The sequence below is a fragment of the Peribacillus sp. NPDC097284 genome, from assembly GCF_044761765.1.
Classification (GTDB): domain Bacteria; phylum Bacillota; class Bacilli; order Bacillales; family DSM-1321; genus Peribacillus.
This window is the reverse complement of record NZ_JBIWCZ010000006.1, coordinates 157,251-169,828: the sequence shown is the minus strand read 5'-3', so window position 1 is coordinate 169,828 and position 12,578 is coordinate 157,251. Positions and strand designations below refer to the sequence as shown.

Annotated in this window: 14 protein-coding genes; 11 read left to right on the top strand and 3 right to left on the bottom strand. The window is 43.0% G+C overall.

What is annotated here, in order from left to right; all coding sequences use genetic code 11:
* The first annotated feature begins 8 nt into the window (after nt 1-8).
* The 3 genes from ACIQXU_RS13530 to rodA all read left to right on the top strand — a co-directional run bounded on the left by ACIQXU_RS13530 (nt 9) and on the right by rodA (nt 3,131).
* Complete coding sequence (locus ACIQXU_RS13530; protein WP_402954403.1) at nt 9-932, top strand: metal ABC transporter permease; 924 nt, start codon at nt 9-11, stop codon at nt 930-932.
* Nucleotides 929-1,810 (top strand): metal ABC transporter permease, encoded by an 882-nt coding sequence (locus tag ACIQXU_RS13525; protein ID WP_402990040.1) that lies wholly within the window; start codon nt 929-931, stop codon nt 1,808-1,810. Before ACIQXU_RS13530 ends, ACIQXU_RS13525 begins: the two co-directional genes overlap by 4 nt.
* A 151-nt stretch (nt 1,811-1,961) precedes the next feature.
* The gene (gene rodA, locus ACIQXU_RS13520) at nt 1,962-3,131 is read left to right on the top strand and encodes a rod shape-determining protein RodA (RefSeq protein ID WP_402990037.1); all 1,170 of its coding nucleotides are present in this window, start codon (nt 1,962-1,964) and stop codon (nt 3,129-3,131) included.
* Between the two features lie 38 nt (nt 3,132-3,169).
* Here the strand turns inward: rodA and ACIQXU_RS13515 are convergent, their stop codons facing one another.
* A complete protein-coding gene (locus tag ACIQXU_RS13515) occupies nt 3,170-3,505 on the bottom strand; it encodes a spore coat protein (protein WP_402990034.1) in 336 nt (111 codons plus the stop codon).
* Between the two features lie 13 nt (nt 3,506-3,518).
* Complete coding sequence (locus ACIQXU_RS13510; protein WP_402990031.1) at nt 3,519-3,797, bottom strand: hypothetical protein; 279 nt, start codon at nt 3,795-3,797, stop codon at nt 3,519-3,521.
* Nucleotides 3,798-3,950: 153 nt separating this feature from the next.
* On the opposite strand from ACIQXU_RS13510, the gene ACIQXU_RS13505 reads away from it, so the two are divergent.
* Complete coding sequence (locus tag ACIQXU_RS13505) at nt 3,951-4,865, top strand: proline dehydrogenase family protein (RefSeq protein ID WP_402990028.1); 915 nt, start codon at nt 3,951-3,953, stop codon at nt 4,863-4,865.
* Nucleotides 4,866-4,914: 49 nt separating this feature from the next.
* On the opposite strand, the gene ACIQXU_RS13500 is transcribed toward ACIQXU_RS13505, so the two are convergent.
* The gene (locus tag ACIQXU_RS13500) at nt 4,915-5,046 is read right to left on the bottom strand and encodes a YuzL family protein (protein WP_402870919.1); all 132 of its coding nucleotides are present in this window, start codon (nt 5,044-5,046) and stop codon (nt 4,915-4,917) included.
* A gap of 210 nt (nt 5,047-5,256) precedes the next feature.
* On the opposite strand from ACIQXU_RS13500, the gene ACIQXU_RS13495 reads away from it, so the two are divergent.
* From ACIQXU_RS13495 to ACIQXU_RS13465, 7 genes are all read left to right on the top strand, one after another.
* A complete protein-coding gene (locus ACIQXU_RS13495) occupies nt 5,257-7,641 on the top strand; it encodes a 3-hydroxyacyl-CoA dehydrogenase/enoyl-CoA hydratase family protein (protein WP_402990025.1) in 2,385 nt (794 codons plus the stop codon).
* Between the two features lie 77 nt (nt 7,642-7,718).
* Entirely contained in the window at nt 7,719-8,897 is a 1,179-nt protein-coding gene (locus ACIQXU_RS13490) for an acetyl-CoA C-acetyltransferase (protein ID WP_402870923.1), read from the top strand.
* 89 nt (nt 8,898-8,986) lie between these two features.
* Nucleotides 8,987-10,774: an acyl-CoA dehydrogenase family protein gene (locus tag ACIQXU_RS13485; RefSeq protein ID WP_402870926.1), complete on the top strand. Its 1,788-nt coding sequence runs from the start codon at nt 8,987-8,989 to the stop codon at nt 10,772-10,774.
* A 142-nt stretch (nt 10,775-10,916) separates the two neighbouring features.
* Complete coding sequence (locus ACIQXU_RS13480; protein WP_402870929.1) at nt 10,917-11,273, top strand: arsenate reductase family protein; 357 nt, start codon at nt 10,917-10,919, stop codon at nt 11,271-11,273.
* A 97-nt stretch (nt 11,274-11,370) separates the two neighbouring features.
* Entirely contained in the window at nt 11,371-11,751 is a 381-nt protein-coding gene (gene gcvH, locus ACIQXU_RS13475) for a glycine cleavage system protein GcvH (RefSeq protein ID WP_402954391.1), read from the top strand.
* Between the two features lie 67 nt (nt 11,752-11,818).
* Nucleotides 11,819-12,184: a toprim domain-containing protein gene (locus ACIQXU_RS13470; RefSeq protein WP_402990022.1), complete on the top strand. Its 366-nt coding sequence runs from the start codon at nt 11,819-11,821 to the stop codon at nt 12,182-12,184.
* Nucleotides 12,185-12,187: 3 nt separating this feature from the next.
* Complete coding sequence (locus ACIQXU_RS13465) at nt 12,188-12,496, top strand: thioredoxin family protein (RefSeq protein ID WP_402870937.1); 309 nt, start codon at nt 12,188-12,190, stop codon at nt 12,494-12,496.
* Nucleotides 12,497-12,578: the final 82 nt, after the last annotated feature.

Genomic DNA, 12,578 nt, shown 5'->3' with positions numbered 1-12,578 from the left:
TGTACACGATGAACGTTCTGGATATACTTGCGGACCCCAACACAAGATGGATATTGCTAGGCACCATGTTCCTTGGCTTAAGCAGTGGAGTCATCGGAAGTTTTGCTTACTTGAGAAAACAATCCCTATTGGGTGACACGCTCGCACATGCGGCCTTGCCTGGGATTTGCGTCGCTTTCATAGTAACAGGGGTGAAGTCGACCTCCTTCTTTCTGATCGGAGCGGCCGTCGCAGGTTTAGTGGCGGTTTTTCTGATTAGCATACTGACGAGGTACAGTAAAATCAAACAGGATGCGGCACTAGGCATCGTATTGACTTCATTCTTTGGATTGGGAATCGTATTGCTAACCCAAATCCAGCAGAGTGAATATGGAAACCAAAGCGGACTGGACACTTTTCTGTTCGGGCAAACGGCATCGATGGTGATGTCGGATGTGTATATGATGATGACCGTTTCCTTTATACTCATTTTCACTTGTACGTTATTTTTCAAGGAATTTAAGCTATTGTCCTTCGATCCTGGATTTGCCAAGGGGATGGGATTGCCGGTCGTATTCCTCGACTATTTCATCATGATGCTGATAGTGGCGGCTGTCGTCATCGGCATTCAGGCGGTAGGGGTAGTGTTGATGGCATCCTTGCTGATTACCCCAGCCGTTTCTGCCAGGTACTGGACGGAGCGCCTGCATATCATGGTCATACTCTCTGGAATTTTCGGTTTGCTGAGCGGGGTGTCCGGGACATTAATCAGCACGTCGGTCAATAACCTGCCAACAGGCCCTTTGATTGTTTTATCGGCCACGGTCTGGTTTTTCTTTTCCATGCTTTTTGCTCCTAAACGTGGAGTCATCTCCAAGACGTGGAGAAGGGTTTCGGCAAAAAAGATCTATGTACATGAACAGGAAAAAAGGAAAGGAAGCCATTCAGCATGAACGATTTTTGGATTATCTTAGTCGGGGCACTTGTAGCGAGTTCCTGCAGTGTACTGGGGTGTTTTTTAATAGTAAGGAAGATGACCTTGATTGGCGATGCAATCAGTCACTCGGTTTTACCCGGCATCGTATTGGCGTTTTTAATAACGGGGTCGCGTGATTCGATTCCCATGCTGATTGGTGCAGCAGCACTCGGTTTACTTACCGTATTCTTAATCCAGCTATTCCAAACATCCGGGGTTCAATCCGACGCAGCGATAGGCATCGTGTTCACTTCCCTATTCGCAGTAGGGATTGTATTGGTCAGTTTATATACACAGCAAATCGATTTTGATCTGGATCATGTCCTGTATGGCGAGATTGCATATACCCCATGGAATATGATGTCAATCGGTGGGGTTATGGCAGGGCCAAAGGCCGTTTGGATTGTAGGAAGTTGTTTCATGATCAATCTTCTCTTACTTTTTCTTTTCTTCAAGCAATTTAAGCTGGTTTCCTTCGATCCCGCACTTGCTGCAGCGATGGGCATACCGGTTATATTTTTTCACTATTTACTGATGGGTCTCGTTTCGCTGACAACTGTGGCGTCATTTGATAGTGTCGGTTCGATTTTGGTGGTGGGGATGCTCATTATTCCTGCGGCAACGGCCTATTTGCTTTCGGACCGATTAAGTCGGATGATTGTCGTCAGCATCGGGGTCGGGATCTTGAGCTCGGTCATTGGGTATTATTCAGCAACTTTTCTTGATGCTTCCATCTCAGGGTGCATGGTTGGTTCAGCCGCTTTCTTATTCGGCTTCGCTTTCCTTTTTTCACCGATCAACGGGGTGGCCACTAGGTTTATAAAACGAAGAAGGGCAAGGGAAACCCATTTATAGTACATTCCACTTAGAGGCTGCATGATTTTCACTTCATGTGGCCTTTTTGCCATCAAACTATCCTTAGATATAGTTGTGATTTTCTTTGTTTAAAGTATAATGAGTAAGTGTAATTTAAAGAAGCAGGAACCTTTTTAAGGGAGAGTTCATTATGGAAGAACAAAATAAATTTTCATCGCGAATAGATTTTTCTTTGGTCACGATATTATTGTTGTTATGTATTGGTAGTTGTTTGGCCATATACAGTGCGCAGACTACTGGACAATACGAAGAAAACTTCTTAATAAAACAAATATTTTGGTATGCGGTTGGAGTCGGGATTGTTCTCGGAATCATCACGCTGGATTCAGACCAGTTGAAGAAGATATCTTGGTATGCATATGGATTCGGATTATTGCTATTGTTATTATTGCTTGTCATGCCAGATTCCATTGCGCCCGTTCGTAATGGTGCGAAAAGTTGGTTCATCATTAAGCCACTGGGATCGATACAGCCCTCGGAATTCATGAAGGTTTTTCTCATTTTGGCCTTGGCGAATGTCATTTCAAATCATCATCTCAAGAATACGTTGAAAACCATCCAAACCGATCTCTGGCTCCTTGTTAAGATAGGGCTTGTGACGGGAGCTCCGTTGCTGTTGATCATGCAACAGCCGGATTTAGGTACATCGCTTGTTTTAATGTCAATCATGATCGGAATGATCTTCATTTCAGGGATATCATGGAAAATCTTGCTTCCAATCGTGACAGCGGGTATCGTTGCCGTTTCCACCATCATGTACTTCGTCCTCTGGCATCCGGAATTGCTTGAGAAAATAGGTGTGAAAACGTATCAGTTCGGCCGTATTTATTCATGGCTGGATCCTTATAACTATGCGAGTTCGGAAGGGTATCATTTGACAAAATCCTTGCTGGCCATAGGTTCAGGGCAGACCACAGGTAAGGGTATTGGGTCAAGGGAAGTATATTTACCGGAAAGTCATTCGGATTTCATCTTTAGTATCATCGGGGAAGAATTCGGCTTCATCGGTTCCAGTATCATTATCTCATTGTTCTTCTTATTGGTTTACCATATTACAAAAACCGGCATGGAAACGCGGAATAATTTCTATACATATATTTGTGTGGGCATCATCAGCATGTTAACGTTTCACGTGTTTCAAAATATCGGAATGACGGTCGGCGTATTACCGATCACCGGAATTCCGCTTCCATTCATCAGTTACGGGGGAAGCTCGCTCATGGGGAATATGATGGCCATGGGCTTGATATTCAGCATAAGGTATCATTATAAAAAGTACATGTTTTCGACGGATATATAAAAAACGCCGGCCATTCACCATGGCCGGCGTTTTTATAGTTATTGAAGCTTTGAACCGGATGGGAATTGATCTTTATATCCAGAGAACTGTTGGTAGGACTGGCCTAAACTATCGGTTTGTGCCTTTTCCAAGCCATACCATCCTTTTTCGAACATCAGGTTATAAAGTTCCCGTTGCATTTCCTGGGTTTCTTTTGAGACCGAGAAAACATCTTGAAATAAAGCTTGGTTACTCATCTCATGGAGGGCAACTGAATAAGAGTTACAGAAATACTTCTCTGTTGCCAGCATGTCATTTGTAAAATCGCGGTCATTCATTTCTGGTGTTTTGGCAATGGTTGATTCGGGATTTTGGACCTTGTTTTGATTAGGCATCAAGAAACCTCCTTTACTGGAATTGTTGTTGGCTTTGCTGTTGGTTTGGATTTAAGTGGGACAAGATGGTGTCATAATGACGTTGATGCATCTGTCCACAGCGGGTTAAAGCGTTTATGATTTGAGGATCTTTACATTGTTTAGCGTAAAAGTGTGCTTTTTTAATCGCAATCAAGTTCCAGGAAAGCATATCGGTAAGGTACATACTATCTTTTACAGATACCATTTCGGGTGGCTGTTTCATGAAACCGGTCGTTTGTTGCTGATTGTTCATCGAGTTTTGTTGTTCCATCATCTTACCTCCTTCATTGTGGTCTGAACGAGATTAATTTCCCCTGTTTTTAATTTTATATTCGAGAAGAGCAAGTGACTGAATATACATGAAGGATATAAGAGCCTAACCCTAAGATCTATTTTTCCAAACAGGGATGTGGAGGGAACGCAGATGGAACTAATGAGGGATTTCTTTCTCTACCTATCGAAGAATAAACCATTGACTAAGGCTGCACGGAGATATGGATTGCGTTTTGGGGCAGCCCGCTTTGTTGCCGGAGAAACTTTGGATGAAGCGACCAAGGTCATTGCAGAACTAAATCGAAAAGGGTTATCTGTGACGATAGATTATCTAGGTGAATTCATAGATCATGAGCAGGAAGCAGAAGAGATGGCAAACCAGTGCATCGATGCGATTCGAGCCATTTCCGAGCATAGTCTCGATTCCCAGTTATCCTTGAAACTGACTTCGATGGGTTTGGATATTTCGGAGCATGTTGTCATGAAGAATATGAGAAGGATTTTAGAAGAAGCGAAAGCTGCCCAGGTATTCGTTACGCTAGATATGGAAGATTTTCCGCGCTGTCAGCCAACATTAGAAGTGTTCAAAAAACTAAAAGCTGAATATAATGATCTTGGTACGGTTATACAAGCATATCTTTATCGGACGGAGAAAGACCTCGATGAGTTGAATTCTTTTCATCCGAATCTCCGACTGGTTAAGGGAGCGTATAAAGAGCCAACGAACATCGCCTTTCCGGAAAAAGAGAAGGTGGATGCGAACTTCAAGAAAATCATTAAGAAGCATCTGCTAAATGGGAACTATACGGCTGTCGCCACCCATGATGATAAAATCATTGATTATACGAAAAAGTTCGTCAAGAGTCATGGCATCAGCACGGATCGGTTTGAATTTCAAATGTTATTCGGCATCCGTAATGAAAAGCAATTGGAATTAGCTGAAGAGGGTTATAAGGTTAGGGTGTATGTTCCATATGGAACGGATTGGTACGGATATTTCATGCGCCGCCTAGCGGAGAGGCCAGCCAATGTTGCCTTCGTTTTAAAGGGGATATGGAAGAGGTAGCAGAAGTAAGAGCCGGCCCGGATATGGGACGGCTACTCTACTTTGGACTCTATTTTTTAAATTGATTGTTCTGGCTGTTCACCTTATTCTTTCCATTGTTACGTTCACCGCCAGGACCCGCGTTTCCTTTCACGCTTGCGGCACTTACGGCTCCTTTGGAAGGATTATCTTTATGCTTCATGAGTATACGTCACCTCCTGTTCGTTATTTTCTTCTAAAGAGTGAAAACTAACCAGGGGTTTTACGATAAAAATATTTAATTTTTCCTGTTTAATCATTGCAGAATTTCCAAATTTATTCTATATTAGTAATAAGAATAAATATTCAAAATTTTTTTGGGACAAAAATGAATGAGCATTCATTCAATACATTGTGTAAGGGGGATATGAACTTGGTTCGACAAATACGAAAGGCTGCTGTTCTAGGGTCAGGAGTTATGGGATCAGGGATTGCTGCACACCTTGCTAACATCGGCATTCCGACTTTATTATTGGATATTGTACCTCGTGAACTCACGGAGGACGAGAAGAAAAAAGGTCTTACATTAGAAAATAAACAAGTACGTAACCGCATTAGTCAGACTGCGATTACTAAACTTCTAAAACAAAAACCAGCTCCGTTATCAGCAAAAGGCAATCTGGCCTTGATTGAAGCGGGGAACCTGGAAGATGATATAAGCCGTTTAAATGAAGTAGATTGGGTAATTGAAGTGGTCGTGGAGAGACTTGATGTGAAGCAGAGTGTGTTTGCTCAGGTTGATAAATACCGTAAATCGGGCAGCATCATTTCTTCCAATACATCAGGTATATCAATTGAGGCGATGGCCGAGGGACGTTCTGAAGATTTCCAAAAGCATTTCTTGGGAACTCACTTTTTCAACCCTCCACGCTATTTGAAACTTTTGGAAGTCATTCCTACGAAAGCCACTGCTCCTGAAGTGCTTGAATATATGAAGCAATTTGGTGAAGACGTTCTTGGTAAAGGAGTGGTCGAAGCCAAAGATACACCGAATTTCATCGCCAACCGCATCGGTACGTATGGGCTGCTAGTTACCCTTCGTGAAATGCAAAAAGGCGGGTACAGCGTGGGTGAAGTGGATTCTGTAACAGGTCCATTGATTGGCAGGGCGACGAGCGCAACATTCCGTACGCTTGATGTAGTTGGTCTTGATACTTTTGCACATGTTGCGAAGAACGTATATGACCAGGTTGAAGGAGAGGAAAAGGAAGTTTTCCGCATTCCTGACTTCATGAATAAAATGCTTGAAAACGGTTGGCTTGGAAGTAAATCCGGACAAGGATTTTTCCTGAAAAAAGGCAAGGAAATCCTTGAGCTGAACCCTGAAACACTTGAATACGAACCACGGAAAAAACTGAAAACGCCTTCTATAGAAATGGCGAAACAGGCAAAAGGTCTTTCTAATAAAATGAAAGCGCTTGTTTATAGTGATGACCGTGCTGGCCTCCTGCTTTGGAATGTGTTGAATCCAGCCCTTGTGTATTCTGCACAACTGCTAGGGGACATTGCTGACGATATTGTGGCAATTGACCAGGCAATGAAATGGGGCTTCGGTTGGTCTACAGGACCTTTCGAAACGTGGGACGCAATTGGTGTCGAAAAATCAGTAGCACGCCTAGAACAAGAAGGTGTCACTGTTCCTCAATGGGTGAAGGAAATGCTGGAGAAAGGCATCACTTCATTCTATAAAGAAGAAAATGGTGTAGTTTCCTACTATCACAATGGTGAATATAAGGAACTTCTTGAGAATCCAAAGGTGATCAACCTGAAAGCGATCAAGAAGCAAAAAGGCGTAATCAAGAAAAACAGTGGTGCAAGTTTGATTGATATTGGCGACGGAGTCGTACTTCTGGAGTTCACGTCACCGAACAATGCAATTGGTCTTGATATCATGCAGATGATCAATGCAGCTGTTGACGAGGCTGAAGCAAATTATAAAGGTTTGGTCATTGGAAACCAAGGCAAAAACTTCTGTGTAGGCGCCAATATCGCCATGATGTTGATGGAAGCCCAGGATGACAATATTTTCGAATTGGATATGGTGATCAGCCAATTCCAAAAAGCGATGTTGAAAATTAAATATAGTGCGGTCCCTGTCGTCGTGGCGCCATTCAATATGACGCTTGGCGGAGGTGCAGAAGTTTCCCTTCCTGCGGCGCGCATTCAAGCGACTACAGAAACGTATATGGGTCTAGTGGAAGCTGGCGTTGGCTTGATACCTGGTGGCGGCGGAACCAAAGAACTTTATGTGAAAACATTGAAGAGCATGCCAAAAGGCGTCGACTTTGATTTGCAGAAGGTTGCGAATCGCGTATTTGAAACCGTTGCCATGGCTAAGGTTTCTACTTCTGCCGAAGAGGCGCGGGAAAATAATTTCCTTGGTGCTTCCGATCGAATCAGTGTGAATTCCGACCATCAGTTATATGATGCGAAGCAGTCAGTCATTTCGATGTATGACCAAGGTTACACAGCACCAACCCGCACGAAAATCCCTGTGGTTGGTGAGACCGGTTATGCCGCACTTCTTTTAGGGGCAGAAGCGATGCGTCTTTCAGGCTTCCTCTCCGAGCATGACCTAGTCATCGCTAAAGAGCTTGCGTATGTCCTGGCTGGTGGGAAACTTCCATTCGGTACAGAAGTAGATGAACAATATATCCTGGACCTAGAAAAACAAGCATTCTTAAAATTGATTTCAACACCGAAATCACAACAAAGGATGCAACACATGCTTGTTAAGGGAAAACCACTTCGTAACTAATTGATCGTCCAAAGATAGAGTCAAATAACTAAAGTTCAATAGGTTGATAGCTTAAAAATGAAGTAAGGGGGATCCTCATGAAAGAAGCAGTAATAGTAGCTGGAGCAAGGACTCCGGTAGGAAGAGCAAAAAAAGGTTCTCTTGCTAACGTTCGTCCAGATGATTTAGGGGCTCTTGTGGTAAAGGAAACGTTGAAGCGTGCTGGAAATTATGAAGGCAATATCGATGATTTGATCATCGGCTGTGCGATGCCAGAGGCAGAGCAAGGCCTGAATATGGCAAGGAATATCGGAGCATTGGCTGGCTTGCCATACACGGTGCCGGCCATTACCATCAATCGTTACTGTTCGAGTGGTTTGCAAAGCATTGCATATGGAGCGGAACGAATCATGCTCGGCCAAAGCGATACGGTCATAGCAGGTGGCGCAGAATCTATGAGTCTAGTGCCTATGATGGGCCATGTTACCCGTCCGAACGCACATCTTGCTGAAACGGCGCCTGAGTATTACATGGGTATGGGGCACACAGCCGAAGCTGTAGCGAATAAATATGGGATTTCCCGTGATGACCAAGATGCATTTGCTGTACGCAGCCATCAAAGAGCGGCGAAGGCCATTGCAGAAGGGAAATTCTCTGATGAAATCGTTCCGGTAGACGTAACTCTCCGTTCTGTAGGTCCGGATTTGAAACTGCAGGAAAAGAAATTTCAATTCACTCAAGATGAAGGCGTCCGTGAGGGGACGACAGTCGAAGTCCTTAAAAAGCTAAGACCGGCATTTTCTGTAACTGGATCCGTTACCGCAGGAAATTCATCGCAAACAAGTGATGGAGCTGCTGCCGTCATGGTGATGGAGGGAGAGAAAGCTTCCTCTTTAGGCATGAAGCCAATTGGTAAGTTCCGTTCCTTTGCGGTAGCGGGAGTTCCGCCTGAAATCATGGGGATCGGCCCAATCGCTGCGATTCCTAAAGCATTAAAACTTGCAGGGCTTGAGCTATCTGATATCGGTTTGTTCGAATTGAATGAGGCGTTCGCTTCTCAATCCATTCAAATCATCCGGGAGCTTGGCTTGAACGAAGAGATTGTCAACGTCAATGGAGGGGCCATCGCCCTTGGTCATCCACTTGGCTGTTCGGGTGCCAAATTGACCCTAAGCCTGCTTCATGAGATGAAACGCAGAAACCAACAATTCGGAGTCGTCACCATGTGTATCGGCGGCGGTATGGGTGCTGCCGGAGTATTCGAATTATTAGCATAGAACCTTTTATCCGGATGCAGGTGTAATCACTGTATCCGGCCTTCAATGAAACTTACGATAATGAAACTTACCATATAGGAGGAATTTTTATGTCCAATCCAACAACAGAAAACTTGATTAAAGGTGGAGCATTTTTAGTCGAAGATATTACGTATGATCAAGTGTTTACACCAGAGGATTATTCTGATGAGCACAAAATGATTGCCAAAACTTCTGAAGATTTCGTAGTGAACGAGGTCCTTCCGCAAGTTGAACACTTAGAAAACCATGAATTTGACCGTTCTGTAAAATTGCTGAAGCATGCTGGGGAAATTGGCTTACTAGGCGCTGACGTACCAGAAGAATATAGCGGTCTTGGCCTTGATAAAATCAGCTCTGCATTAATTACGGAGAAAATGGCACTTGCTGGCGGATTCGGAATTACGCACGGTGCGCACGTAGGAATCGGTTCTTTACCAATCGTATTATTCGGTAATGAAGAGCAAAAACAAAAATACCTTCCACTACTTGCAACAGGTGAAAAAATTGCGGCATATGCTTTAACTGAACCGAGCTCGGGATCTGATGCGTTGGGTGCGAAAGCAACGGCAAAATTGAATGCAGAAGGCACTCATTATATTTTAAATGGAGAAAAACAATGGATCACGAATGCAGGATTTGCAGATGTATTCTGTGTTTACGCAAAAATCGATGGCGAACAGTTTTCCGCTTTCATCGTAGAACGTGAATATCCTGGTGTATCTACAGGTGCCGAAGAAAAGAAAATGGGCATTAAGAGTTCTTCTACACGTACATTGATCCTTGAAGATGTAGCCGTTCCGGTTGAGAACCTTCTAGGTGTCGCGGGTAAAGGCCATGTCATTGCCTTCAATATCTTGAACATCGGACGTTATAAATTGGGTGTCGGTGCAGTAGGCGGTTCAAAACGTGCTCTTGAACTTACAGCTGCTTATACAAATCAGCGTCAGCAGTTCAAAACGAAAATTTCTGATTTCAACCTAACAAAAGAAAAATTAGCGACGATGGCTTCTAAAATCTATGCCGCGGAAAGCTCTGTTTATCGTACGGTCGGCCTTTATGACCAAAGACAAAGCAAACTGACTGATGAGCAAGTAAAAGACGGTAAATCCATGGCCGCAGCCGTTGCTGAATACGCAATCGAGTGTTCATTGAATAAATTCTTCGCTTCGGAAGTGTTGGATTATGTAACTGATGAAGGGGTTCAGCTTCATGGTGGGTATGGCTTCATGCAAGAATATGAAATTGAGAAAGCGTACCGTGATTCTCGTATTAACCGCATCTTTGAAGGGACAAATGAGATCAACCGCTTGCTCGTTCCAGGCACATTCCTGAAAAAGGCACTTAAAGGTGAACTTCCTCTTCTTCAAAAAGCACAAGGCTTACAAGAAGAGTTAATGATGATGATGCCGGAAGAGCCAGGCGATGAGCCGTTGGCACAAGAAAAAATGCTGGTTAGAAATGCTAAGAAAATTGGCATCCTGGCTGCAGGCCTTGCTGCACAAAAATTCGGTAAAAAACTTGATCAAGAACAAGAAATCCTTTCAAATATTGCTGATATCGTATCTCTTGCCTATGCTGCTGAATCAGTGGTGCTACGTACGGAAAAAGCAATCGCGACTACAGGTCTAGAAAAGAACCAACAAAAAGTGCTTTACACTGAAATCTTCGTTCAAGAAGCTTTCAATGAAATCGAGCAACATGCAAAAGAAACGTTGATTGCTGTTGAAACTGGCGATACGTTGCGCATCATGCTTTCTTCCCTTCGCAAGTTGACTAGACATAATCCAATCAATGTTATTGCGAAAAAACGTGAAGCTTCCGTCAAAGTAATCGAAAATGAAAAATATGCACTTTAATTCTTAAAGTCTTAATCAAGGGGATGCCCATATCGGGTATTCCCTTGATTTATTTTGTAGGTTTTTCATGGGGATGCGAAGAGAGAGTCTATCGTTGTATTGCCCCAAAAAAACGGGTATTCTAAGGGAAGGTGGTGAAACGATGGGCTTAACTTTATACTGGTACCCAAAATGCGGTACATGCCGTAATGCAAAGAAGTGGCTGGATCGTCATGAGTTGCAATATGAAGCGATTCATCTCGTGGAAAATCCCCCTTCTCGGGCAGAAATTGAACAAATATATAAAAGTAGTGGACTAGAGTTGAAGAAGTTTTTCAATACGAGCGGGCAAAAATATCGCGAGCTCGGTTTAAAAGACAAACTGAAAGAAGCTTCAGAGAAAGAGATGCTCGATATATTGGCTACGGATGGCATGCTTTTGAAAAGACCAATTGTGACGGACGGTTCAAAAGTGACAGTAGGTTTCAAAGAAGAACAATTCGATCAAACCTGGAGCTAAGACTTTACAAAACATTTGGATAATTCCTTATCATAACAAAGAATCTACCTTATAATGTAATAGATAAAATATAAGCTGTAATATGGAGGGAATTAATATGTCAACGCCAAAAGAACTTCGTTATACAAAAGAACATGAATGGGTCAAAACGGAAGAGGGTACAGTACGCATAGGGATTACTGCATTCGCCCAGTCTGAACTTGGGGACATCGTTTTTGTTGAACTTCCAGAGGTCGGATCTGAACTGAAAGCGAACGAGCCCTTTGGTAGTGTAGAATCCGTTAAAACGGTTTCTGAACTTTATGCTCCTATTAGCGGCAAGGTCATTGAAATCAATGAAGAGTTAAATGACAATCCTGAATTCGTTAATGAATCTCCGTTTGAAAAAGCATGGATGATCGTCCTTGAACCATCAGACAGCAGTGAAGTTGAAAAACTGATGAGTGCAAACGAATATGATAGCCTGATAAACGGGTAAGTAAGGTGAGGGGGAGGCTTTAATTAAGCCTGCTCTTTTTCAATTTGAGTGGAGACGGGGTGATGAGATGGAATGGGATGTACCCGATAAAGTGATCATGGTTGAAGGCCTTTCAGACAAGCGCAAAGTGGCATCCGTTCTGGACGAAGAAGTCGAAATCAGATGTACCAATGGCACCATTTCTTTAACGAAGTTGGATGAAATGGTGGATGAATTGATAGGCCGGGACGTTTATATCCTTTTTGACGCAGATGAGTCAGGGGAAAAGCTAAGGAAACAATTTCGTCGGGAACTGCCGGAAGCAAGGCATTTGTACATAGATAGGATGTACAAGGAAGTCGAGGATACCCCAGAACATCACATCGCTTCCGTGCTACTGACTGCAAATATGAAAGTGAAAACTAAATTTACAAGTAAAAGGATGGAAGAGTAACTGATGGAGGAATGGAAAGAAGAAGACTTTAAGCAAGCTGTTGATCAAGGGAACACTTTTAGCTTATATCTTTACACACCTTTGTGTGGAACCTGCCAGGTGGCTTCAAGAATGCTTTCCATAACACTAGAGCTGTTCCCGGAAATGAAGGCTGGAAAAATGAACATGAATTATGTCCAGACATTGGCTGAACGATATGAAATTGAGAGCGTACCCTGTCTTTTGCTTTTTGAAAAAGGAAAGATGACAAAAAAAATATATGCCTTTCAGTCTGTTCCTTATTTGTATGGATTGCTGAAAGAGATAAGCTAAAAGCCAATCCTACATGGATTGGTTTTTTTGTTGAAGTCATGGGGGGGAAATAGCATTCGTATTAATGATTGAATATTCTAAT